The organism is Saccharothrix longispora (assembly GCF_031455225.1).
Taxonomy (GTDB): Bacteria; Actinomycetota; Actinomycetes; order Mycobacteriales; family Pseudonocardiaceae; genus Actinosynnema; species Actinosynnema longispora.
In genome coordinates this window covers 3,867,074-3,890,634 of the sequence record NZ_JAVDSG010000001.1, presented here as the reverse complement: position 1 = coordinate 3,890,634, position 23,561 = coordinate 3,867,074, and the positions used below count along the sequence as shown (strand labels likewise).

General features: G+C 74.2%; 18 protein-coding genes and 1 pseudogene. 9 read left to right on the top strand and 10 right to left on the bottom strand.

The window, feature by feature from the left end:
* The 3 genes from J2S66_RS15425 to J2S66_RS15415 form a co-directional block, all read right to left on the bottom strand.
* Positions 1-585, bottom strand: coding sequence for a nitroreductase family protein (locus tag J2S66_RS15425; RefSeq protein WP_310307745.1), 585 nt, complete (start codon positions 583-585; stop codon positions 1-3).
* 147 nt (positions 586-732) lie between these two features.
* Positions 733-1,473, bottom strand: a complete 741-nt coding sequence (locus J2S66_RS15420; RefSeq protein ID WP_310307744.1) for a thaumatin family protein — start codon at positions 1,471-1,473, stop codon at positions 733-735.
* Between the two features lie 43 nt (positions 1,474-1,516).
* The gene (locus J2S66_RS15415) at positions 1,517-2,326 is read right to left on the bottom strand and encodes a glycoside hydrolase family protein (protein ID WP_310307743.1); all 810 of its coding nucleotides are present in this window, start codon (positions 2,324-2,326) and stop codon (positions 1,517-1,519) included.
* A gap of 218 nt (positions 2,327-2,544) precedes the next feature.
* Here J2S66_RS15415 and J2S66_RS15410 point away from each other — a divergent pair, with 218 nt between their 5' ends.
* Together J2S66_RS15410 and J2S66_RS15405 are read left to right on the top strand one after the other, a co-directional pair.
* The gene (locus J2S66_RS15410) at positions 2,545-3,099 is read left to right on the top strand and encodes a MauE/DoxX family redox-associated membrane protein (RefSeq protein WP_310307742.1); all 555 of its coding nucleotides are present in this window, start codon (positions 2,545-2,547) and stop codon (positions 3,097-3,099) included.
* A 36-nt stretch (positions 3,100-3,135) separates the two neighbouring features.
* Positions 3,136-3,512: pseudogene (locus tag J2S66_RS15405) on the top strand (phosphotransferase); the annotation flags it as partial.
* Between the two features lie 53 nt (positions 3,513-3,565).
* Here J2S66_RS15405 and J2S66_RS15400 read toward each other — a convergent pair.
* The 3 genes from J2S66_RS15400 to J2S66_RS15390 all read right to left on the bottom strand — a co-directional run bounded on the left by J2S66_RS15400 (position 3,566) and on the right by J2S66_RS15390 (position 6,581).
* On the bottom strand, positions 3,566-3,703 hold the full coding sequence (locus J2S66_RS15400; protein WP_310307739.1) for a hypothetical protein: 138 nt from the start codon (positions 3,701-3,703) through the stop codon (positions 3,566-3,568).
* 55 nt (positions 3,704-3,758) lie between these two features.
* The gene (locus J2S66_RS15395; RefSeq protein WP_374726085.1) at positions 3,759-6,368 is read right to left on the bottom strand and encodes a CHAT domain-containing protein; all 2,610 of its coding nucleotides are present in this window, start codon (positions 6,366-6,368) and stop codon (positions 3,759-3,761) included.
* A gap of 90 nt (positions 6,369-6,458) precedes the next feature.
* Complete coding sequence (locus J2S66_RS15390) at positions 6,459-6,581, bottom strand: hypothetical protein (protein ID WP_310307738.1); 123 nt, start codon at positions 6,579-6,581, stop codon at positions 6,459-6,461.
* 838 nt (positions 6,582-7,419) lie between these two features.
* Between J2S66_RS15390 and J2S66_RS15385 the strand changes: the two genes are divergently transcribed.
* Together J2S66_RS15385 and J2S66_RS15380 are read left to right on the top strand one after the other, a co-directional pair.
* Positions 7,420-8,697 carry an ATP-grasp domain-containing protein gene (locus tag J2S66_RS15385; RefSeq protein ID WP_310307736.1) on the top strand — a complete coding sequence of 426 codons (1,278 nt, stop codon included), beginning with the start codon at positions 7,420-7,422 and terminating at the stop codon, positions 8,695-8,697.
* On the top strand, positions 8,694-10,040 hold the full coding sequence (locus tag J2S66_RS15380; protein WP_310307735.1) for an MFS transporter: 1,347 nt from the start codon (positions 8,694-8,696) through the stop codon (positions 10,038-10,040). The genes J2S66_RS15385 and J2S66_RS15380 overlap by 4 nt, the downstream gene beginning before the upstream one ends.
* A 75-nt stretch (positions 10,041-10,115) precedes the next feature.
* On the opposite strand, the gene J2S66_RS15375 is transcribed toward J2S66_RS15380, so the two are convergent.
* Positions 10,116-10,940, bottom strand: coding sequence for a poly(ethylene terephthalate) hydrolase family protein (locus J2S66_RS15375; protein ID WP_310307733.1), 825 nt, complete (start codon positions 10,938-10,940; stop codon positions 10,116-10,118).
* 170 nt (positions 10,941-11,110) lie between these two features.
* Between J2S66_RS15375 and J2S66_RS15370 the strand changes: the two genes are divergently transcribed.
* Positions 11,111-11,419 carry a hypothetical protein gene (locus tag J2S66_RS15370; RefSeq protein ID WP_310307732.1) on the top strand — a complete coding sequence of 103 codons (309 nt, stop codon included), beginning with the start codon at positions 11,111-11,113 and terminating at the stop codon, positions 11,417-11,419.
* 27 nt (positions 11,420-11,446) lie between these two features.
* Here J2S66_RS15370 and J2S66_RS15365 read toward each other — a convergent pair whose 3' ends face one another.
* Complete coding sequence (locus J2S66_RS15365; protein ID WP_344959861.1) at positions 11,447-14,464, bottom strand: glycine--tRNA ligase; 3,018 nt, start codon at positions 14,462-14,464, stop codon at positions 11,447-11,449.
* A 176-nt stretch (positions 14,465-14,640) separates the two neighbouring features.
* Here J2S66_RS15365 and J2S66_RS15360 point away from each other — a divergent pair, with 176 nt between their 5' ends.
* A complete protein-coding gene (locus tag J2S66_RS15360; protein ID WP_310307731.1) occupies positions 14,641-15,291 on the top strand; it encodes a uridine kinase family protein in 651 nt (216 codons plus the stop codon).
* Positions 15,292-15,319: 28 nt separating this feature from the next.
* Here J2S66_RS15360 and J2S66_RS15355 read toward each other — a convergent pair whose 3' ends face one another.
* Together J2S66_RS15355 and J2S66_RS15350 are read right to left on the bottom strand one after the other, a co-directional pair.
* The gene (locus J2S66_RS15355; protein ID WP_310307730.1) at positions 15,320-16,840 is read right to left on the bottom strand and encodes a type 1 periplasmic-binding domain-containing protein; all 1,521 of its coding nucleotides are present in this window, start codon (positions 16,838-16,840) and stop codon (positions 15,320-15,322) included.
* Entirely contained in the window at positions 16,837-19,248 is a 2,412-nt protein-coding gene (locus J2S66_RS15350) for a hypothetical protein (protein ID WP_310307729.1), read from the bottom strand. Before J2S66_RS15350 ends, J2S66_RS15355 begins: the two co-directional genes overlap by 4 nt.
* A 402-nt stretch (positions 19,249-19,650) precedes the next feature.
* Here J2S66_RS15350 and J2S66_RS15345 point away from each other — a divergent pair, with 402 nt between their 5' ends.
* The 3 genes from J2S66_RS15345 to J2S66_RS15335 all read left to right on the top strand — a co-directional run bounded on the left by J2S66_RS15345 (position 19,651) and on the right by J2S66_RS15335 (position 23,478).
* Entirely contained in the window at positions 19,651-20,646 is a 996-nt protein-coding gene (locus tag J2S66_RS15345) for a glycoside hydrolase family 10 protein (protein ID WP_310307728.1), read from the top strand.
* 119 nt (positions 20,647-20,765) lie between these two features.
* Entirely contained in the window at positions 20,766-21,323 is a 558-nt protein-coding gene (locus J2S66_RS15340; RefSeq protein ID WP_310307727.1) for a dihydrofolate reductase family protein, read from the top strand.
* Between the two features lie 385 nt (positions 21,324-21,708).
* Positions 21,709-23,478 (top strand): DUF4082 domain-containing protein, encoded by a 1,770-nt coding sequence (locus tag J2S66_RS15335; RefSeq protein ID WP_310307726.1) that lies wholly within the window; start codon positions 21,709-21,711, stop codon positions 23,476-23,478.
* Positions 23,479-23,561: the final 83 nt, after the last annotated feature.

Below are 23,561 nucleotides of genomic sequence, written 5' to 3'. Positions count from 1 at the left end.
TCACCACCGTCCGAAGTGGACGACCTCGTCGAACGGCCTGCGACCGCGGGTGTTCGGCGACGCGCCGGGGGACACGCCCTCCTCGGCGCCGTGCCCGATCGCGACGGCCCCGATCGGCTCGTGGTCGGCGGGCACGCCGAACGCCTCGCGCACCGCGTCGACGTCCTCGGCGCCGATGCCGAAGTACACCGCGCCCAGCCCCTCGTCGACCGCGGTCTGGAGGATCAGCAGCACCGCCATGCCCGTGTCGACGTACCAGAACGGCACCGGCCAGTGCTCCTCGCCGCGGTCGGTCCACCCCTTGTCGGGCTGGGCGTACCGGTCGAGGTAGGCGTCCTTGACCGCGAACGGGACCACCAGTACCGGCGCGGTCCTCGCGGACCGGGCCGTCCAGGGCCGCACCAGGTCGTGGAAGCGCTCCTTCTCCTCGCCCCGCAGCACCAGGAACGCCTGGCCCTGGGAGAACCCGGCCGACGGTCCGCGCAGCGCGTTGCGCATGATGCGCCGCACGCTCTCGTCGGACACCGGCTCGTCGGTGAACGCGCGCACCATCCGCCTGCGCCGCACCACGTCCTGGAACTCCACGCCGCCTCCCGCCGTCGACCGGACCCGCGACCCGATCGTAGGGCCGTCCGCGCCCGCCGGCGGCGCGCCGCCCGCACCGGTGCGCCCCGGGAGGCGGCCGTTCGGTCCCGCGGTGGGCCGACCGGGCCACCGCGGGACGCCCCGGCGCTACGGCACCGGGTGGAACGTCACGGTGAAACCGGTGCACTGCCGGCACTGGCGGACGACCTGGTTGCCCGGCTCGGTGTCGTGCTTCGACCAGGCGTATGCCTTGGGGCAGCGGGACGACAGCGCGTTGCTGTACGCGGTCCGCGCGTCGCGGTCCGGGTTGGTGCACAGCATCGGCCTGCCGTCGGCCCAGCGGGTCAGGTTCTCCGGCGGGCAGTACGGCAGCAGGTTCTCCGGGCAGCCGACCGCCGTGCACTCGGTGGAGCCCGGCGGGGTCACCCCGTCGCGCGCCTCGATCGTGATCGGCAGGGAGAACGCGTTGACGTAACTGACGTTGTACCAGGGCGCCAACCAGTCGTTCCGGTCGAAGTTGAACTCGGCCAGGCTCGCCGGCTGCTCACCGGTGGTGCAGCGGTCGGCCCACGGGCCGCAGTCGGCGACCCGGCAGCGGAACGTGCTGCCCGGCGTGCCGGTGCAGTCCTGGCGGGCGAAGAACTTGCCGCGCCAGTGGTGCGGGGCGGTCGACTCGGGAATGGTGATGGTGGCCGACTGGCCGTTCTGGAGGGTGGGCAGGCCGGTGAGGGCGCGGGAGCCGTCGGCGTTGACGGTGCTGCCGATCCACACCGGCCGGCCCGACCGGTTGACGAAGGTGACGGTGTGGTCGGCCGCGGCGGCGGTCGGCGGGGTGACCACGACGAGCGCGGCGATCACGGCGATCACCGCGCACAGGGACTTGCGCATCGCTCCTCCACGGGAACACGCGGCGGCGGCAGGGGATCGGGGATCAGGCGGCCGAGCGGTAGGCGACACCGGTGGCGTTGGGCGTGACGCCGTCGTAGAGGCCGGTCGGGCTGGTGCGCGTCGACAGCGAGAACCACGCGTACCGCTCGACGTGGGGCTCGCCCTGGAGCATGGCGGCGGAGCGGCGCGCGAAGTCCGCCTGCCGGGCCTGGTCCGGGTACACCGGGTGCGGGCCGGTGAAGTCGATCAGGCCGTACTCGGTGAGCCAGATCGGCTTGCGGTACCGGTCGTGGACCGCGCGCAGGTAGCCCTGGAGGTGCCCGACGGCGGCGGACGAGAAGTCGCTGCCGTACCAGTGCAGGGGGATGAAGTCGACGCGCAGGCCGCGTGCCGCCGCGCCGCTCATGAACCGGTCGAGCCACCCGCCCGGTCGGTCGCCGCCGAACGCGACGGCCGGCGCGCCCAGGCGCATGCCCGTGGCCTGGAGCCGGGGCCACAGGTCGAGTGCCTGCTCCACCGACATGTCCGCCTGGCCCGCCATGTCGGGTTCGTTGAAGCCGAGCAGCGTGGTGCCCAGCGCCCGCGCCCGGTTCAGCTCGGTGTCGGTGACCGAGCGCGCGCCCCAGATCATCGGCACGAACTCGACGCCGGCGGGCGTGGTGATGCCCTGTGTGTCGGACGCCCAGGTGTAGTACCAGCCGGCCCGCACGTCGGCGAGCGCGGAGCTGACGCCGGGGTGGTTGTTGGCGCTGACGCCCTTCTTCGCCGTGACGGCCGAGGCCGGCGCGGCGAGCACGCCGGCGACGGTCAGCACGGCCAGGGCGAGGATGAGCAGCGGTCGTGTGCCTCGCATGCGCTGTGTCCCTCCGGATCGGAACCACGGGTGCGGCGACGAGCGTGAGAGCGCTTCCATCAGCGTGCTGGGTGGTCCGGACCGGTGTCAACCGGGCCGGCGGAACACTCGGGAACCCGGCAGTCCCAACTCACCGCGCGCCGACTCCTCCGGCCCGGTCGGCGACGCGTCCCGTTCCACCCGACCCCGTGCCGACGGCCCCGGCATCGTCCCACGCCGTGCCGCTACCGTTCCGCGACGAGCGGGACACGGATCGGGACGGGGGCGACGTGGTCGGGTTCGTCTGCCGGGCGCTGCTGTTCGGCGTCTTCCTGGTCGCGCTGGTCGGCAAGGCGCGCGACCCGGGCGCGTTCGCGGACTCGGTCGCCGTGCTGTCGCGGACCTCCCGGCGCACCTCGCGGGTGCTGGCCGTCGCCGTCGTCGCCACCGAGGCCGCCGTCCTGGTGCTGCTCGCGGTGCCCGCGACCGCGCCCGCCGGGTTCGTGCTCGCGGCGGCCCTGCTGCTGGTGCTCGCGGCGGGGATCGCGTGGGCGCTGCGCCGGGGGCACCGGGCGCCGTGCCGCTGCTTCGGGGCCTCGGCGACGCCGCTCGGCCGGGTGCACGTGGCGCGCAACCTGCTCCTGGCCTGCACCGGTGCGCTCGCCCCGATCGCCGACACCCCACCACCGCCGGAGCCCGGCGCCGTGCTCGTGGGACTGCTCGTGGCCGCTGTCGGCGTGCTGGTCGTGACGCGCCTGGACGACGTGGTGGCCGTGTTCCCCGCCGGAAAGTGAGGTGCCCGCGCACGCCCGACCTGGTACAGCTGCGGGGTGCTCCCCGGACCCGAGGCGCGGCTGGCGCGCGTGTGCGAGGCGGCGGTCCTGGCCGCCCTGCCGGAGGCCGTGCCGCACCCCCCGGTGCTCGCGCCCGGGCGGACCTCACTCGACGGCGTCGCGCCGGCGTACTCGCTGATCCGCCGGCTGCCGGGCGACACCCTCGACCGGCGGTGGCCGGCGTTGTCGGCGGCCCACCGCCACGCCGCGGTCGCCCGGCTCGGCGAGGCCCAACGCGCGCTGCACGCGTGGACGCCCCGGGCCGGGCTGGTAGGGCCGCTGCCGACGCGCACGGCCTCGTCCACGGCGACGTTCACCTGGCCAACCTGCTGTGGGCCGAGCCAGGCGGGCTGACCCTGCTCGACTTCGAGTGGGTCCGGTTCGGCCCGCTCCTGCCGGACCTGGCGCGGCTGTGCGAGGCGGCCGATCACGACGCCCCCTCGCCGGCGACGACACCCACCCCGCCGTGCTGCGCCTGCTGGAGCGGACCCACCCGGACCTCTTCCACGTCCCGCACGCGCCCGAACGCGTGCGGCCGCACGTGCCGGCCTGCACGATCAGGCACCTCAAGGGGGAGTGGCCCCGCCCGGGGCGCGCTGCCCGACCCGCTCACGCCCTGATCAACCGGTGCCCAGGCAGACGAACGGCCGGCGCAGCGGGTCCACCGCGATCGCCTCGGCCAGCGCCACGGCCGGTGGCGCACCGGTGGCCAACCTCCGGTGGTAGTCGTCCATCGCGGCGGCGCACGCCCGGTCGCCGACCCGGCTCAGCGGCGCGACCACCGTCCGCGAACCACCGGCCAGCAGCGCGCTGGCGAACCCCAGCGGCTCGTCACCGGGGCGGATGCGGTTGAGGGCCAGTTCGCACGCGGCCAGCACCACCTGCCGGGGCGGGCGGGACAGACCGGCCAGCTCGTGCGCGTAGAGCGGTCCGTCGCTGAGGTGGAGCCGGGAGAACAGGGCGTTCTCCGGCTCGTGCACGCCGTGCGCGGCCAGGTGCGCGACCTGCGCGCCGTCGAGCGCGGCCAGCACCGCCGCGGCCGTCGCCGGTTCCCCGGACATCAGCGCCGCGGTGCCGTGGTGCGCGCCCAGCCGGTCGATCTCGCCGACCGCGGCCGGCAGATCGGGGCCGCGCACCAGCACGATCCGGCCGTCCGCCCCGGTCCCGGCCCGGTCCGCGGCCAGCCACGCGGTGGCGGACGGGGCGACCACGGCGGGGCGCGCGCGCAGCGACGGCAGCACGCCCCACGGGATCGCGTAGAGCGCGCCGGTGGGCACGACGACCAGGTCCCGGTCGCCGACCAGCCCCGCCAGTGGTCGGACCAGCTGCGCGTCCAGCCGTTCCGCCTGCCTGCGCGCCGACAGGGCCATGACGTGCGCCAACGCCTCCGGCAGGTGGTCGGGCGCGAGGGCGTTGAGGTCCGCGTTGAGCATCCGGGCGCTCTCCGACGCCCGCTCGGCCGACCCGAGCCGGACCAGCCTGACGGCGGAGCCCACCACGACGACCGCGACCAGCGCGTCCCCGGACGACGCGTAGCTGACCAGTGCCCGGCCGTCCAGCCGCGCCATCACCTCGGGGGCCCCGACGACCGGGCGCGGCCTGCCCCACCGACCGGCGTGCCAGCCCAGCCGGTTGGCCTCGCGGAGGCGCTCGGCGTGCCGGGCGCGCAGCGCGGTCGTCGGGTGGCCGTCGTGCTCCGCCTGGTGGATCGACTGCGCGAGGCTGCGGACCTCGGCGATGCGCTCGGCCAGTTCCGGGTCGTCGACGCGGGGCAGCTGCTCGTAGCGGTACGTCTGCGCCCGGGTCCGCTCCAGCCAGGAGAACAGCCTCCGGGCGTCGCCACCCTCCAGGACCAGGGTGACGGCCAGCTCGGCGAGGTCCTGGCCGAGCAGCGCCGTGCCGGACAGCAGCTCCAGGCCGCCCATCCGGTCGCGGACGTGCCCGAGGTCGGTCAACCCCGCCCGGATCTCGGCGAGCGCGCCCGCGCGGTCGCCCAGGGCCACGGCCAGCTCGGCGCGGCACAGGCGGCGCAGCATCCGGTGGTCGACCGGCGTGAGCCGGCCCGGCCGGGGGACGCGGTCGAGGACGTCCCGCGCCGCGTCCAGGTCACCGCGCCGGACCTCCAGCCGCACCGCCAGCATCCGCGCGAGCGCAGCCTGGTCCGCCAGCCGGGGCACCGGCAGCCCGTCGGCGAACGCCAGGGCGCGCCCGACCAGCGCGCGGGGTGCGCGACCGGCGCGCAGCGCCACCGCGGTGTCCACCCGCAGGCCCAGCAGCACCGCGTTGGCGACGCAGGTCTCGCAGCCCCACCGCCGCATCCGCTGCCGGGCCGCGGACGCCATGCGGCGGGCGAGGTCGAGGTCGCCGGTCATGTAGGCCGCCGATGCCCGGTACAGCTCGACGTTGGCCAGGTACCGGGGGGTGCCGTGCTCGGCGCGCAGTACCTCCAGCACGCCGTCGAGCTGGTTGCCCGCCTCGTCGGCCAACCCCGCCGCCATCAGCGCGTGCGCCCGGTCCAGGCCCAGCAGGACAGGCAGGTCGGGCCCTTGCCCGCGGTAGGCGCGCTCGCTCTCCCCGTAGCGCCGCAGGGCAGCCGGGACGTCACCCACCCGCAGGTCCAGCACGCCCAGCGCGTGGCTCGCGTCGGCGGCCCTGGCGAGCAGCCCGTGCTCGGTCGCCAGGGTGACGGCCCTGTTCAGGTCCTGCCTGGCCTGGCCGATCGCGCCGAGCCTGGTGTGCGCGGTGCCCCTGCTCCACAGCGTCTTCACGAGCGACTCCACCAGCGGCGGTTCCGGGTCACCGTCCGCCAGTCGGCGCTCCTTGTGCTCGACCACGGAGTCGAAGACGGCGACGGCGTCCTCGATCAGTCCCGCGTTGAGCAGCAGCAGGCCGCGGTTGTGCCCGATCTTTCCGTCCAGTTCCGCCTTGACGTGCGGGTCGGTCACGTCCTCGACCAGCCGCCGCACCTCGGCCAGCCCGGCGAGGCCCGCCGTGGGACCCGACTTCTCCGCCGCCAGGGTCGCCAGGGTCGAGGACAACCGGATGCGCGTCACCAGCCACTCGGACCGGGTGGCCGGGTCCACCGGGTCGATCGTCTCGGTCAGGCTCTGGCCCCGCCGCAGCAGTCTCATCGCCTCCCGGTGCCGTCCGGCGCACGACGCGTCCACCCCGGTGCGGTGCAGTTCACGCGCCTCGTTGATGACGACTTCCTCGGCGGGAAAAGCGGTCACGGGCACCAGTCCATGACATCACAGAACGGAAGCGGACAACGCCCGCCGATCAGGAGGGCCTGGTCGGCGGGCGTTGTCACCTGTGACGCGTCAGGACGTCGGCGCCTTTTCCACGCATCCGCCGCCCACGCACTCGTCCGAGGTCGCGCCGTTCTTCTCGCCCGGCTGTTCCTGCTGGTCGAGCTCGTCCAGCACGCCCTCGGTGTCGATCACGTCCGTCGGGACGTCTTCCCCCGCGTATTCGGTCTCGGTCGTCGTAGACAAAAGATCTTCCTCCCCTGGTGATCTTGTCCGGTACTGCGAACGACTCAGGTGACTGCGCTGAGTCGGGTTCGGCGGACCCCTCGTACCGCGCGAACGGACCAATGGTGGCACAACGGAGTAAGAAAGGAACCCGATTTCCCCACATCGAGTAGCGCAAGACGGACGACGTGCGTGGACGGCCCAGTGGCCGCGACGATCGGGTGACCCGCCTGCCCTCGTGGTGGCCGGCCGGGTCCGGCGACGTGGTGGCCGGGAGGCGGCGACGGCGCGCCGTCGCGGGCCTCGGGGCCGTCCGGGCGGGTGCCGCCGTCCGCCGAACCGCGTCCGCCGCACCGCACACCGATTTCACGCGGTCCGCCGCCTGCGATCCCTGGGTGCTCGTGAATCTGCACGTGCAACGAGCGGGTGCACGCGTCGACCGGGCTCCACGAATACTGGAAATGCTTCCAAAGTGTCGCCCCGGTTCCGGCAGGTCGGGGGAAGATCTTGCTCGAATGGTCGATTTTCGGTGGATTTTTCCTCGGATCGCTCGGTGCTCGTCGAAGGTCGTCGTGCTGACCTGGGACGACGTGGAATGCGGCGGGCCCCGGGCCTCTCACCACGGCCTTCGCGAGATCATCTATTCTGCGAATGGGGGCCATTCGGGTTGGTGATGCGAAAAGAACATCTCGATCAGCCGGCAATGGGCTACTGTTGCGTCGCTTCGCGCGGAGCGAAGAAAACTGGGGACTCTGGAGGGGCTTTGAGCAGGCCATCTGTTCTGTTGATCGGTGCCGACCCTTACGTGTTGCGCGCGTGCCAGCGCCACGACGTCGAACCGGTCCTGCTGTGCAATTCGGGGGCGTACGACTCCGGCCGCGTGCAGGTGCCGCCGGGCGGCACGGTGATCCGCGTCGACGAGGTCACCAACGTGGAGGACTGCCTGGCGGCCCTGCACCGCGCCGGTCTCGCCGACCGCGAGTTCCTCGCCGTGCAGACCACCTGGGAGTACGCCGTGACGACCGCGGCCGTCCTCGGCCGCGCGCTGGGCATCCGGACGATCGACCCGGGCACCGCGCTGTACTTCCGCGACAAGTCGCTGCAGAAGGCGCGGTTGGCGGAGGCCGGCGTGCCGGTCACCCGCACCGTGGTCGTCGAGGACCTCTTCAACGTCCAGGACGTGCCGCTGGAGTTCGAGCGCGCGGTGCTCAAGCCGATCGCCGGCGGCGGCACCACGTCGACCAGCGTGGTCACCAGCCGCGCGGACCTGGAGGCGGCCAGTCGCGCCGCCCGCCTGGCCAAGGAGACCAGCCGGACGTTCCTGCTGGAGGAGTACGTCGAGGGCGACGAGTGGATGGCCGAGGGCGTGGCCTTCGGTGGGAAGGTGCTGTTCTTCGGCCTCGGCGCCTACACCCAGCCGTGCCTGGACGCCATCACCGGCCAGGAGCCCATCTCGCTGCGCCGGCTCGACCCCGTGCAGGAGCCGGAGGCGTACGAGGCCGCCGACCCGGTCGTGCGCGCCGCGATCACCGCCCTGGGGTTGCAGGACGGCGTGTTCCACATGGAGATGTTCCGGGAGAAGGGCACCGGGCGGATCGTGTTCAGCGAGTGCGCCGCCCGCCGCGGCGGTGCGCTGACGCAGGAGCAGGTGCTGGCGAAGTTCAACGTCGACCTCGGCGAGGCCGCCCTGCTGTGCGCCATCGGCCGTGAGCCGGAGATCGAGGTCAAGGTCAACCCGAACGTGGTGGGCTGCGCCGGTCTGTTCGGCCCGCCCGGCACGGTCATCTCCTACCCGACCGCCGACGAGCTGATCGCCCAGCCCGACGTGTCGTTCGCGCAGATGTACGTGCCGCCGGGTCACACCCTGGCGGACAAGTTCTCCGCCTCCGCCGACATGCTCGGCGCGCTGCTGCTCGTCACCGACGACGTCGAGCGGTTCCAGTCGCGCGTCAAGGAGCTGCGCGACTGGTTCGCCGAACGCCTCGTGGTCGCCGAGCCGTGGCTCACCAGCGGGGAGCGCTGGGCGCTCCAGCGCACCAGGACCCCGGAGCGGGAGTACCGCGACTGGCTCTACGACGGCGAATGAGCGGCCGGGAGGACGTGGACCCGGCGCGCACACCCGAGCCGACCCCCGAGCCGACCGGTGCGCACGACCGGCCGGCCGGGGGCCCGCTCGGCCGCGCCCACCGGGCGCTCGTGCGCATCCTGCCCCCGTCGGGGCCGCAGCGCTCGCTGCTGGGGTCGGTCTTCGCGGTCACCGTCGGCGGCGGGATGCTGCTCGGCAGCAGCACCCTGTACCTGACCCGCGTCATCGGCATGTCGGCGGTCGAGGTCGGGTTCGGCCTCACCGCCGGCGCGGCGCTCGGGCTGGCCGCCGGCCCGCTGGTCGGGCACGTGGCCGACCGCCGCGGTCCCCGCGAGGTGCACATCATCACGATGCTGTGCGGCGCGGTGGCCACCGCCGGTTTCGTGTTCGTGCGGTCGTTCTGGGCGCTGGCCCTGGTGTCGCTGCTCACCGCGCTCGTCGGCGCGGCGGGCTCGGCGAGCCGGGCGCCGCTGATCCGGGCGGTGGCCGGGGACCGCACCACGTGGTTCCTGTCCTACCAGCGCGCGGTGTCCAACGTGGGCGTCATGCTGGGCATCCTGATCGCCACCATCGGCATCCAGGTGGACACGGGGCCGGTGTACGTGGCCATGATCCTGGCCGGCGCGGCCACGTTCCTGGTCGCCGGCGCCGTGCTGACCAGGCTCGCGCACGTGGTACCGCTGCCGGTGCAGGAGGCGCACCGGCGGTGGGTGGCGCTCACCGACCGCCCGTACCTGGCCATCACGCTGATCAACGGCGCGATGTCCGTGCACCTGGCGATCCCCAGCTTCGCGCTGCCGCTGTGGATCGTGGACAGCACGTCCGTGCCGCGCTGGGCGATCACGGCCGTCATCCTGGTCAACGGGGTGCTGATCGTGGGGTTCCAGGTCCGCCTCAGCCGGGGCGTGGTCGACCCGCGCTCGGCGGGGCTGCGGATGCGGTGGGCGGGCGGCGCGCTGCTGCTCGCCGCGGCGCTCATCGGCCTCACCGCGCTGCTGCCGACGTGGACGGCCGCGTTCGTGCTGCTGCTCGGCGTCGTCGTGTACACCTTCGGCGAGCTGTGGCACGCCGCCGCGTCGTTCGAACTGGCCTTCGGGTTGGCGCTGCCGCACGCCCAGGGCCAGTACGCCGGGATCTTCGGGCTCGGCGCGGGCGCGGCGAACGCGGTGGGGCCGGCGCTGCTGGCCGCGCTGTGCCTGGACCAGGGTTTGCCCGGCTGGTTGGCGCTCGGCGCGCTGCTGCTGGGCCTGGGCCTGGTCACGCCGTTCGTGGTCCGGTGGGCGCAGCACAGCCGGCTCGACGCGGCGGCCCGCGTGCCCGCGCCCGCCGAGGCCGAGAAGTGAGCGCCGGGAAGTGAGCGCCGGGAAGTGAATCGTGCCCGGCTCGGACGTCCCCCGTCCGAGCCGGGCCGTTCCCGCTCAGAGGTTCTTGCGCTGCACGACCCACTCGGTGGCGCACAGGCCGCACGGCGACCCGGTGAACTGCGCGCCGCTCGCCTGGTCGCCCTTGAGCTGCCACTTCAGCCAGTGCCCGCCGACGCGGCCGAACTCGCCACCGTTGGGCTGGTCGAACGTGCCGAAGTGACCGACGTCGAGGTTGCCCATGAAGGCGGGCAGCCCCACGGGCAGGCGCCGCCAGTCGTCCATGGCGTTCTCGTAGGCGATGTCGCTCGGGCCGCCGATGAAGTACGCGATCGGCGTGCGCAGGCGCCGCAGCAGGGCGTTCTGGCTGTCGCTGAGCAACCCGCTGTTCCACAGCACCACGGTGGTCAGGCGCGGGTCGTCGGCGATTTCGTAGGTTTCGATGCCGCCGCAGGACTGGCCCATGGCGGCGATCCTCGTGGTGTCGATCCGGCCGCGGTACTTGCTGCCCGGGCGGGAGTTCTCCGCGATCGCCCAGTCGATGGAGTCGGTGAGCATCCGGGAGTCGGTCGAGCCGGAGCCGTTCGGCCGGCCGTTCGCGATCACCAGGAACCCGTGCGAGGCCCACTCGGTGAGGATGTTCTCGAACCACGTGCCGTCCGCGCGGCACGCGCCGTTGCCCCACACGACGACGGGCAGCTTCACGCCCGCGGGCAACGTGTTCGGGCGGTAGACGGTGTGGTCGACCAGCCTGATGGTCGTCTCGTAGCCGGCGGGGTAGGGGCCCGACCCGCCCTGGGCGGACGGCGGGGACGCGGACGCGGTCCCGCTCACCGCGCCGGCGAGGAGGAGGGCGCCGAGGAACGCACTGCGCAATCGCATGGCTTCTCCGTAGGTCCGGTGGGGGCGGCGGTGACCGAAGCGTGGCGCAGTCGTCCCCACCGCTGCCGGCGGTGGCGACCGGAACGGGTGAAAGCACCGATGTGCGGCCGGCACCGGGCGGTCGAACCACCCCCCGCCGACTACACCGGGAGGATGACGCGGCACCGGGGGTGCACCGGCGGGCCGACGTCCCGGCCCCGGGAGCGCGCCTGGCGTGGCCGCACCCGACGAGGGAGGCGTCCACGATCGCACCCGTCCGTGGCGGCCTCACTGCCGGCCGCGGGCTGCCGGCCGACCGGCTCGGCCTGGACTTCGGGGCCACCCTGCCCGGTGACCGGGCCGGCGCGATCACCCGCGCCCACGTCCGGGCGTTCGTCGACCGGCACCTGCGGGGCAGGTCCGGTCCCCTGCTGGACGCGCCGTCGCCCCGGTACCCGGAGGTGGCGTTCTGCTCACCGGAGAACGCCACCTGCGGGTGACCTGCCTGGGGACGGGCCGGGAACGCCCTACAGCGCCTTCCAGTCCACGACGCCCTCCGCCAGCGCCGTCACGGTGGCCAGCAGGCCCAGCCGGGCGGCGCGGACGGACGGGTCGTCCGCCATCACCATCACCCCGTCGAAGAAGTCGTTCACCGGGGCGACCAGGGGCGCGGCCACGGTGGTGAACTCCGCCAGGTCGCGCCCCCGACCGGACGACCGGGAGCCGACCGCCACGACCGCCTCGTGCAGCGCCACCTCCACGGGTTCGACCAGGGCGGTCGGGTCGTACTCGGCGGGGGTGCCGGGCGGCACGATGCGGCGCGCCCGCTGGAGCACGGCGGTCAGCGCGGCGAAGTCCTCGTCGCCGACGCGCTTCTCCAGCTCAGCCAACGTCGCGTCGGCCGCCGCCGGGGTGTCGGCCAGCGGCAGGACGGCCTGCACCAGGCGGTGCTCGTGGCCCGCGTCCAGCAGTTGCTGCTCGTACCGGCGGACGACGAACTCGTGCGCGTCGGTCAACGCGCCGTCCCCGACCGCGACGCCCTGGGCGGTGACGCGGTCCGCGGCGGCCGACAGGCCGGCGGTGAGGGTCACGGCGGACAGCTCCGGCGTCGCGCGCAGGATGGTCACCACCCCGCCCGCCGCCCGGCGCAGGCCGAACGGGTCGGAGCTGCCGGTGGGGTTCGCGCCGACCGCGAACAGCCCGGCCAGCAGGTCGAACCGGTCGGCCAGCGCCAGCACGGCGCCGGGCGCGCTCGCCGGCACGGCGTCGCCCGCGCTGCGCGGCTGCTCCATCTCCGCCAGCGCCCGCGCCACGGCCGGCGTCTCCCCGGCCCGCGCCGCGTACTCGCGCGCCATCGTGCCCGCCAGCGACGACAGCTCCACGACCATCTGCGACGCCAGGTCGAACTTGGCCAGCTCACCGGCCCGCGCCACGGTGGAGCGGTCCGCCGACCCCAGCCCGGCCAGGTCGCCGAGCACGCCCGCGACGTGCGCGATGCGGTCCGCCCGGTCGGCCATCGAGCCCAGCCGCTCCTCGAACGTCAGCTTGGCCAGCCCGGTCCGGTGCCGCTCGGGGCTGACCTGGAGGTCCGCGCGCCAGAAGAACGCGGCGTCCTCGTAGCGCGCCCGCAGCACGCCCTCGTTGCCCGCGCGCACCAGGTCCTCGTCGACCTCGCCGTTGGCGACGGCCACGAAGTGCGGCAGCAGCGACCCGTCGGCCGCCCGGACCGGCAGGTAGCGCTGGTGCTTGCGCATCACCGTGGTCAGGATCTGCGCGGGCAGCTCCAGGTAGCGCTCCTCGAAGGACCCGAGGATCGCGCGCGGCTCCTCGGCCAGGTTGGTGACCTCGTCGAGCACCCCGTCGAAGTCCACGACCCCGCCGACCGACGCCGCCAGGCCGGTGGCGTCCGCGACGATCCGCCGGCGCCGCTCGGCCGCGTCGGCGACGATCCCGTGCCCGGCCAGGAACTCCAGGTACCCCTCGGCCGACGGCACCGCCACCTCGGGCGTGGCCGCCGTGCGGCGCACCCGGGTCGTGCCGCCGCCGAGCAGCGACGACACCGCCACCGGCACGTCGACCTCGCCCAGCTTGGCCAGCAGCCACCGCACCGGGCGGCTGAACGACAGGCCGGGGTCGCGCCAGCGCATGTTCTTCTCCGACCGCAGCTCGGTCACCAGCTGCGCCAGCACCTCCCCGAGCACGGCCACCGCGTCGCGGCCCACCTCGGTGCGCACGACGGCGACGTGCTCGACCCCGTCCACGTCCACCCGCACCAGGTCGGCGACGTCCACGCCCTGCCCGCGCGCGAAGCCCTGCCCCGCCTTGGTGGGGTTGCCGTCGGCGTCGAACGCGGCCGAGGCGCGCGGACCGCGCACGGTGCGCTCGGCGTCCGGCTCGGCCGGCTGCACGTCGTCGACCAGCGCGATGATGCGGCGCGGCGTCGCGTGGCCCCGGACCTCGCCGTGGCCCAGGCGGGTGGCGGCGAGCTTCGCGGTCAGCGCCTCCCGCACCCACAGCGCGGTCGCGGTCACGTCGAGGTGCGGCATCTCCTCCACGCCGATCTCGAACAGCAGCGCGGCCGGCGCGGACGCGGCCGGCAGCGGCGTCGGCGCGACGGCCGGCGGCAGCGCCGGGACGACGCCCAGCGGGTGCCCCAGCTCCTCGCGGCGCTCGGCCCACAACTGGGCGGCGCGCCTGGTCAGCGTGCGCATCCGCCCGAACGCCTTGGCCCGCTCCGTGGTGCTGATCGCGCCGCGCGCGTCGAGCACGTTGAACGTGTGGCTGCACTTGAGCACCTGCACGTACGCGGGCACCGGCAGGCGCGCGTCCAGCAGCCTGCCCGCCTCGGCGGCGTACTCGTCGAACACCCGCTTGTTCGCCTCGACGTCGGCGTCGTCGAGGTAGTAGCGGCTCATCTCGTACTCGGCCTGGCCGAAGACCTCGCCGTAGGAGACGCCGGGCGCGTAGGCGATGTCCTTGAAGTGCGCGACGCCCTGGAGCGCCATCACGATGCGCTCGATGCCGTAGGTGATCTCCACCGACACCGGGTCGAGCACGAGGCCGCCGGCCTGCTGGAAGTAGGTGAACTGGGTGATCTCCAGGCCGTCGAGCCACACCTCCCAGCCCAGGCCCCACGCGCCGAGCGCGGGCGAGGCCCAGTTGTCCTCCACGAACCGGATGTCGTGCGCGCGGACGTCCACGCCCAGTGCCTCCAGGCTGCCCAGGTACAGCTCCTGCGGGTTGCCCGGGTCCGGCTTGAGGATCACCTGGAACTGGGTGTGCGTCTGGAGCCGGTTCGGGTTCTCGCCGTACCGCGCGTCGTCGGGCCGCACGCTCGGCTCGACGTACCCGACGCGCCACGGCTCGGGGCCGAGCACCCGCAGCATGGTCGCCGGGTTCGCGGTGCCCGCGCCGACCTCGGTGTTGAACGGCTGGACCACCAGGCAGCCCCGCTCGGTCCAGTAGCGCTGGAGCGCCAGCAGCGCGTCCTGCATCGTCGGCGCGCCCGCGCCGCCCACCCGAACGTCCTCGCTGCTGTCGGTCACGGTGTTCCGACCCCTTCGCACGACCTGGCTGCCCGGACACGACCGGTCCAGGGGAAACGGGCATTGTGCCACGCGGGGCGGCGCCCCTTTCGAGATGCCGGCGGGCGGGTGGTGGCGGGGGAGCCGCGGCGGTGGTTCCATCCGGGGGTCGGCTGAGGCGATCGGGGAGGTCGTGGATGCGCCTGCACCCCGGTGAGGTCGAGGCCGCGGGTTGGCGGGTCGAAGGGCTGTCCGGACTCGTGCGGCGGCTGCTCGGTGCTGCGCCCGGCGTCACCGGGCGTCCCGCGGTCGTCGCGGTCGACGGGCGCGGCGGCGCGGGGAAGTCCACCCTCGTCGAGCGGTTGCGGGCGTCCGTCGCGGCGTCCGGGGTCGTGCGCACCGACGACGTCGCCTGGAACCACGCGTGCTTCGACTGGGCGGACCTGCTCGTCGACAACGTCCTGCGGCCCCTGCGCCGGGGCGAGGCGGTGGAGTTCCGACCGCCGGCCTGGGTGGGACACCACCGCCCGGGGGCGATCCGGGTCCCGGCCGGGGTGGACGTCGTGTGGGTCGAGGGCACCGGGGTCATCCGCGAGGACCTCGCCCCGTGGATCGACGCCTCGATCTGGGTGCAGGGCGACCTGGACGAGCAGGAACGGCGACTCGCGGCGCGCGACGGCGACTCCGTCGCCCAGCGGCGGCACGTCGCCGGGTGGTTGGCCGAGGAACTGCCGTTCATGCTCCGCGAACAGCTGTGGCGGAAGGCGACGGTCGTCGTCGCCGGCACGACCGGACTGGACCACGACCCCGCCGGCGAAGTCGTCACCGCCCCTCCGGTGACCCCCTGACCCGACTGTCCCGATCCCGGGGCCGCCGTCAGCGCACGTCCACCAGCACCACGCCCGACGCCGTCCGCTCGACCAGCGGCACCACCTTGTCCTCGGCGTCGCCCTCGCTGGTGTAGGACAGCCTCCCGCTGGCGCCCGGCACGGCGTTCGCGTCGCTGAGGGTGTAGATCACCTTGAGCACTTCCCGGTGGTCCAGCGGTTTCCGCTGCTCGGGGTCCACGGCTTTCGTGACGAGGGCGAGCGCGGTGAGCACGGCGTCGTAGGACAGGACGGTGCCGTCGTCGCGCCGTGCCGCGTCGTCCAGCGCGTAGTCCGGCAACTCGTCGCCGGTGAAGTCCTCGATGGCCTTCGCGCTCATCCGGCCCTCGTCCCCCTTGCCCGCCAGCATCGCGTAGCCCTCCCGCAGGTCGGGGGCCGACAGGTCGGTCTGCACGATCCTGATGCCGCCGGCCAGGCCCGCGCGGAACTTGTCCGTGGCCGCCTGCTCGTCGCTGGGGCTGTCGTCTCCGGTCAGGATCACCAGTTCCCTGCCCTTCTCGCAGGGCTTGTCGCCCAGCGCCTCGACCAGCGCGCTGAGGTGCGTGCCCCGTCCGGCGAAGTAGAAGACCCGCGTGCTCGCGTAGCAGATGTTGGCCTGGTCCCCCCGGAACGTGACCCTGATGTCCTTCAGCCTGCTGTCGTAGGACATGGTCTTGAGCACCTCGATGCCCAGCGCCCCGACCTGCTCCTTGAACTCCGCGGCGAGGTTCACCGAGTAGCCGTCGTCCTCGTTCTTGTCGGTGATCATCACGACGCCCGGCCGCCCGCCCCCGGAGCCGGGGGCCGCCCGCGCGGCGTCGGCGTCCAGGATCTCCTTGGCCTTCAAGGCGGCCACACCGGCCTGTCGGGAGTTGCTCGGCGCCGGGCGGAGCAGCCCGTCGACCTCGCGCAGCGCGTCGGAGGTCATCGTCGAGGCGACCAGGGGGACCTGGTTCTCGGACAGCACTTCGAGTGCGGCCTGCGCCGGGGCGAGGCTCTGCCCGAAGCCGGTGACGGCGACCAGCCGGTCGGGGGCCTCGCGCCTGCGGAGCAGTTCGTCCACCGCGGGCTTCCAGTGCGTGAACCCCTCGCCCGCGTTGGCGGGCAGGAGCACCACCTTGGGCGAGTCGTCCACGTTGTAGAAGGCCTGCGCGCGCACGGCACCCCTCAACTGGTGCTCCACCTGCTCCACCGGTTCGATGGCGTGCGCGTCCGGCGGTGTCAGGGTGAGCAGGACCGCGATGCCGACGTGCTCGGGGTCCCGGGCCGCGATCTCGTTCTGCTCGCGGATGCGCTCCATGACGTCGCGGAGCGCGGGGCGGTCGAAGTCGAACGCCCGGGTCGGATCGGCGACCCCGATGCACTGGTCGTCGATCAGCACCAGACCCTCCTGGTCGTCGCAGACCGGTTCGCGCACCGCCCACGCCACCGCCGTGATCACCGCCGCCAGGACGGCCACCACCGAGCACAGCGCGACGACCCGTCGCCTGCTCCACCTGGGGCGCGCGTCGGGGATGTCCACTCGGGTCACTGCTGTTCCTCCCTGTCCTGGTGGGGCGAGCCCCGGTGGCGCGGTTGGCGGCGCCCCTGCTCCTCGTGCCAGTCGGCCGCGTGGAGGAACTCCACCTGGCCGCTGCGCGCCAGCCCCGCCACCTGCCTGAGGTGCGCGGCGGTCGTGATGTGGTGGTCGGCCCACTCGTCGACCAGGTGGACGTCGCCGGTGGCGTGCCACGACCGCAGCACGGCCTCGACGGGGGAGCGGAAGGTCCTGGGCGGGCGCGTCCCGGGGCGGGCCGGGCAGGACGCGACGACCTCCACGACGTCCAGCCAGCGCCGGCCCCCGCCGGAGGTGAGCAACTCCTCCAACCTGCCCAGCACGCCGTCGACGTCGCCCGCGGCGAACCGGTGGTGCAGTTCGCCCTCCTCGTCACCGCGCCGCTCGGCGAACCCGGCGAGCCGGGTGAACACCGCCTCCCACGAGTCCGGCGCGTCCGCCGGCCGCTCGGCCAGCCGCTCGACCAGCAGCAGCCGCAGCAGCGGGTGCATGACCGGGACGCCACCCGGCCCCGTGCACGCCCACTCGGTCGCGAGCACCGACCCCTTCAGCCGCGCCTGCCGCGCGCCCGTCATCAGCAGGGCGGCCTCGGCCTGGTTCCTCGCCGCCGAGCGGGTCACGGCGTCGTCCAGGCCGACGGTCCGCCCCGCCAGCAGCCGGTCCAGCAGGTGCTCGCGCAGCGGACCCGACCCGTCGTGGGCCCGGACGCCCAGCAGGAGCCGGGGCGTCCACTCGGCCGGGGGGAGCAGGCACGCGGCGCGCACCAGCTGGGCGGCCGCCTCGGCGTGGCCCGCGGTCAGCCGGAGCACGGAGGACACCAGGCGCTCCCGGTGCCGCTCCGGCACCCCCGCCTCGACGGCCACCGCCTCCAACTGGGCGGCGGTGAGGCCGGACAGCGGAAGCGGGGTGTGCGGACCGCGGAACGCGGTGACGCCCCGGCTCAACCGCTCCACGTCCTCGCGGCCGGCCGGGATCGCCTGGTCGGGCGGCAGCCCCAGCTTCTCCACCAGCGCGCGGTCCCCCACCGCGACGAAGGTCGCCCTGGCCCGCGTTCCGGCGGCGAGCGCCCCGCCCCAGGCGCGGAGCAGGGGCTCGGCGTCGATGTCGCTGCTGATCACCACCACCGGGTCCACCCGCCGCCCGCCGGGTTCGACCGCCGCCAGGTCCTCCAGGAAGGCCGTCATCAGGACGCGGTCGGCGCGCTCCCCGGACGCCCGGTCCGCGCGTGCGGACAGGTCCGCGAACTCGCGGAGCGCGACGATCCGGCGCTGCCAGTCGTGGCCGCCGCGCGGGCGGGTCCAGCGGGGCCGGAGCAGCCGGGTGGTCATGCGGCGGACCTGCGACCGCGCGTCGTCGCCGAGCCCCGCCGCGCGGACCAGGCCGTCCAGTGCGCCCTCCAGGTCGTCCCGGGACCGCGGCAGCGGGTCGCCGTCGACGCCGCCGCCCGCGTGCCGGACCGATCTCGCGACGAGGTGGCCCAGCAGCCGGGAGAAGTCCCAGGGGCCGTCCTGCCCGACCAGCCCGACCGCCGCCTCCAGCAGCAGGTCGGCCACCGGTCTGCCGCCGCGGCCCCGGTCCGCGCCGAGCAGCACCCACCACTGGCCCCGCTCCGCCAGGTCCTCGCACAGCCACCGCTCGGTCCGCGACCTGCCCGACCCCGGCGGGCCGAACAGGACGGGCGCGGTGGTGCGCTCCTGTCGCGCGGTCGCGCCCGGCGCGCCGAGCACGATGACCGACCGGAGCACGTCGAACACCGGGTCCGACCGGTCGCGGGGGATGTCGGGGCGCGCGGGACCGGTCTCCCGCGCGTTCGCGTCGGAGAGGTCGGGGGCCAGGGGCGCCTTGCCGCCGAACAGGCACAGCCGGGCTTTCAAGGGGGCGCCCCGGAATTCATCCTCGAAAGGGGCGAAATCGTACCGCTCGCGCACCGCCGCGACCTCGTCGATGATGTTCTTGTGGAAATCCTCGGAGACCACGAGCGCCAGCACCGCGCCCGACTCCCGGAGTCGGTCCCTGACGTGCCGGGCGTCCTGGATGCGGGTGGCGTGCTCCATGGCCTTGGACACCTCGGTGGTCTCCGCGGGGGTCACCTCCCCGTAGTGCAGCGCCACCCTGAGCCGCAGGCTGCTCTGCTCGTTGGACCTCTCGTTGTGCTCCAGCAGTCCGTCCACGAGTTCGCTGACGAACCGGCGTACCAGGCGCGCCTTGGGGACCGTGCCGTCGACCAGGATCTGGTAGCCGTCACCGCGGTCCCGGAAGTCGCAGTGCCCCGCTTCGACGTCCGCCTCCTTGAGGGCGTGTTCCACGATGCCGCGGAGGGAGTGGACGGCGTGCAACCGGTGCCCCACGTGCCTGCCCTCGGCGCTGGAGCCCGCGATGTCCACCGAGACTATGGAGTGGTGCGTCGCTTCCGGGTGGAATGGCAAGGGCTCTTCCTCTCTCGACCCCCGTGCGGGAGAAGGCCACCACCGCTCTCCCGGCCATTCGCAGTATGCGAGCGCGCCGGGGCGGGCACTGCGTCAGATGACTCAGAATCCCAGCTTCCCGGGAGCCGCGGTGGTGAATCGGAAAAGTGGGATCGGATCATGTCGGACTGGTGAAAACGGTGCCGAAAGTGATTGTTCCCGTTGATTACCCGGCAATGAGCAGGGAAGACCGGAAGAAGTGGCGAGAATACCTGTGGTCGCCGACTCCGGTCCTCCCGGTTTCGCAAGCTTGCGACAAGCATTGCCCGATCGGCGGGGCGGGGTCACGATCGTGGTCCCACTGCCGGAAAGGACCGTCCAGTGCGCGCGCTCCTCCTCGCGGCCCTCGTCGCCGCCTCCCTCGTCCCCGTCCCGGCCGCCGCCTCCGCGAGCCCCAGCCTGGCCGAGGCGGCCCAGCGCACCGGGCGTTACTTCGGCACGGCGGTCACGGCGGGCAAGCTCGCCGATCCGGTGTACGCGGGCATCCTCGACCGCGAGTTCGACGTGGTCACCCCCGAGAACGAGATGAAGCTCGACGCCACCCAGCCCCAGCAGGGCCGGTTCGTCTTCACCGCCGCCGACCGGATCGTCGACCACGCCCTCCAGCGCGGCAAGCGGGTGCGCGGGCACACCCTGCTGTGGCACTCCGGCCAGCCGGGCTGGCTGAACAACCTGGGCGGCACGGCGCTGCGCGCGGCCATGCTCGACCACGTGACGCAGGTCGTGGCCCACTACCGGGGCAGGGTCCACTCGTGGGACGTGGTGAACGAGGCGTTCGCCGACGGCACGACCGGCCGCCGCCGCGACTCGAACTTCCAGCGCACCGGCGACGACTGGATCGAGGCCGCGTTCCGCGCCGCCCGCGCCGCCGACCCGGGCGCGACGCTCTGCTACAACGACTACAACGTCGAGAACCGGGCGCACGCCAAGACGCAGGCCGTCCTGCGCATGGTCCGGGACTTCAGGGCCCGGGGCGTGCCGATCGACTGCGTCGGCGTCCAGTCGCACTTCGCCGGCGGCAACCCGGTGCCGGCGGACTTCGAGGCCACGCTGCGCGACTTCGCCGCCCTCGGCGTGGACGTGCAGCTGACCGAGTTGGACGTGGAGGGCGCCGGCGCGACCCAGGCGCAGGGCTTCCGGCGGGTGGCGCAGGCGTGCCTGGCGGTGCCCCGGTGCACCGGCATCACGGTGTGGGGCATCCGCGACACCGACTCCTGGCGCGCGAGCGGCACCCCGCTGCTGTTCGACGGCGCGGGCGACCCGAAGCCCGCCTACCACGCCGTGCTCCACGCGCTCCACTGTGGACGGACGGGCTGACGGACCCGGGGGGCGGCGCCGTCGCGGAGCGACGGCCGGTCGGCCGGCGGTTTCCGGGTAGTGGGGGCACGGTCGCGGGATCGCCGGCAGACTGGCGCGCCCGTACCCGAAGGAGACCCGTGGCGAAGCTCGTCTACTCGATGATCACCTCGCTCGACGGCTACGCCGAGGCGGCGGAGGGCGGCCTCGGCACCGGCGCCGAGGACCCGGAGGTGCACACCTTCATCAACGACCTCTTCCGGCCCCTCGGCACGTACCTCTACGGCCGGCGGATGTACGAGACGATGGTCTACTGGGAGACCGCGCACGCCGAGCCCGACCAGCCGCCGCACATCCTCCAGTACGCCCGCGACTGGCAGGCCGCGGAGAAGGTCGTGTACTCCACGACGCTGGAGTCGGTGTCCAGTGCGAAGACCAGGATCGAGCGGACCTTCGACCCGGACGCGGTGCGCAGGCTCAAGGCCGAGGCGGAGGCCGACCTCAGCGTGGACGGCCCGACCCTCGCGGCCCAGGCGATCGCCGCCGGCCTGGTGGACGAGTACCACCTGTTCATCACCACGAGCGTGGTCGGCGGTGGCAAGCGGTTCTTCCCCGACGGCGTGCGCCTCGACCTCGACCTGGTCGAGGAGCGCGCCTTCGACAGCGGGCTGGTCTACGCGCGCTACCGGACCCGCTGAGCCGCACCGGCCGCGGGGCGCCGGTGGCACCGCCTGGCGGGTGCGCTCACCGCGGAACCGCGCCGGCGGGGTGTCCGCCCGCACGTACACCGGTGCCGAGGAGCGAACCGGCCCGAAGCCGCCGCCGTCACCGCAGAACTGCGCCGCGCGGGGCCGGGGGCGTGCCGGGAATCCCCCGTGCGGAGCACCGCGCGTCCGAATGCCCGCCGCGCACGGGTGCGGGGAGCGGCGGGGGAGTGGGCGCATCGGCGGTATCCGGAGCCCTCGCGGGACCGCCGGTGGGCGGAGTGGCCCAGCGGCCCGCGGGTCGCGGTAACGGCGCGTCCGGGCGCGCCGATGCCCGACGTGTGATCGGGGTGCCCGCTCCGCACGGAAGGCGACAACCATGCCGTTACCAGGCAGAGCCCACCGCGCCGCCGGCAGGCCGCTGAGACGACTGCTCGTGCTCGCCGTCGCCGCCCTCGCGCCGGCGCTGTCCGTCGTCCCGGCCGCGTCCGCCGAGGACACCCGCGTGCCGCGCCCCTTGACGTCCACAGTGGACGGATCGGGCACGGGTGGGCCGTCCGCGCAGGCCGCTCTGCTGAGCACGGAACCGGCCGCCGGCGCGGGCAGCGTGGGGTTGACCCCGACCGTGACCGCCACCTTCGACCGCACCGTCGCCGACCCGGACGTCCGCTTCACGCTCACCGGCCCGGCCGGCGCGGTCGAGGGCACGGCGACCCCCGCGAGCGGCCTGACCGCGCGGTTCACCCCCGCCGCGCCCCTCGACCCGGGCACCACCTACACCGCCTCCGTGCACGCCGACGGCACCGCGGCGACCTGGCAGTTCACCACCGGCAGCCCGCGCGCCGCCGACTGCCCGTGCTCCATCTGGGACGACTTCGCGGTCCCGGGCCGCCCGAGCACCGACGACCGCGACGCCGTGGAGCTGGGCGCGAAGGTCTACTTCACCGGCCGGGGCGAGGTGCTCGGCGTGCGGTTCTACAAGGGGCTGGGCAACACCGGCACGCACACCGGCTCGTTCTGGTCGGCCACCGGTCAGCGCCTCGCGACCGGCACGTTCACGGACGAGACGACCACCGGCTGGCAGACCCTGGTCTTCGCCACGCCCGTCGTCGTGGAGCCGAACCGGCCCTACGTCGTCTCCTACTTCGCGCCGCACGGCCACTACGCGATCGACGGGACGTTCTTCGGCAACTACGGCCGGACCGTCGGCCACGACCAGGTCTGGGCCGTCCCCGACACCACCGCCACGCCCAACGGCCTGTTCCGCTACGGCGGCGGCATGCCCGACAGCGGCTTCCACGCGTCGAACTACTGGGTCGACGTCCTCTATCGCCACGGCGCCGACGGCGACTACAGCCGCCCCGTGCTCGACGCGCGCACCCCCGCCCCGGACGCGACCGACGTGCCCCTGGACGGCGTGCTCACCCTCGACTTCGACGAGGCGATCGACCCCGCGTCGCCGAGGATCGTCCTGACGGACGAGGGCGGGGCCGAGCTGCACGGCACCGCCGCGGTGTCCGCCGACGGCAGGACGGTCACCTGGACGCCGGACGGCCCGCTCACGCCCGGCGCCCGCCACACCGCCTCCGCCCTGGTCGCCGACGTGCGCGGCAACGCCCTCGCCCGCGCCGAGACCTGGTCGTTCACCACCGCGCCCACCGCCGACTGCCCGTGCTCGCTGTTCAGCACCGCGACGGTCCCCGCGTTCCCGGCGAGCGCCGACCAGGGGCCGCTGGAGCTGGGCGTCCGCTTCGGCTCCGCCGCGGCCGGCGCGGTCACCGGCGTGCGGTTCTACAAGGGCGAGGCCAACACCGGCACGCACACCGGCTCGCTGTGGTCGGCGGACGGCGCCCTGCTCGCCACCGGCACGTTCACCGACGAGACCGTCACCGGCTGGCAGGAGCTGACCTTCGCGACCCCGGTGCCGATCGAGGCCAACCGGGTCTACGTGGCCTCCTACACCACCCCGAGCGGCCACCACGCCGTGGACCACGGCTACTTCGACCGCCGCCCCCGCGTCCTCTCCGCGCCGCTGTGGACCGCCGCCGGCCCGTACGCCAACGGCAGGTTCCGGCAGGGCGCTGGTTTCCCGACCAACTACTACGGCGGCAACAACTACTGGGTGGACGTCGTCTTCACCACCTCCTGAGGAGCCCTCCGGGGCACACCTCCCGGGCGCACCCTCCTGGGCGCACCCTCCTGGGCGCATCCTCCTGGGCGCACCCTCCCGGG

Excerpts from the sequence above, each read along its gene's own strand:
- J2S66_RS15380 (WP_310307735.1), top strand. The coding sequence starts at position 8,694 with ATGAGCGGCCGGGAGGACGTGGACCCGGCGCGCACACCCGAGCCGACC.
- J2S66_RS15415 (WP_310307743.1), bottom strand. The coding sequence starts at position 2,326 with ATGCGAGGCACACGACCGCTGCTCATCCTCGCCCTGGCCGTGCTGACC.
- J2S66_RS15360 (WP_310307731.1), top strand. The coding sequence starts at position 14,641 with ATGCGCCTGCACCCCGGTGAGGTCGAGGCCGCGGGTTGGCGGGTCGAA.
- J2S66_RS15375 (WP_310307733.1), bottom strand. The coding sequence starts at position 10,940 with ATGCGATTGCGCAGTGCGTTCCTCGGCGCCCTCCTCCTCGCCGGCGCG.
- J2S66_RS15335 (WP_310307726.1), top strand. The coding sequence starts at position 21,709 with ATGCCGTTACCAGGCAGAGCCCACCGCGCCGCCGGCAGGCCGCTGAGA.
- J2S66_RS15420 (WP_310307744.1), bottom strand. The coding sequence starts at position 1,473 with ATGCGCAAGTCCCTGTGCGCGGTGATCGCCGTGATCGCCGCGCTCGTC.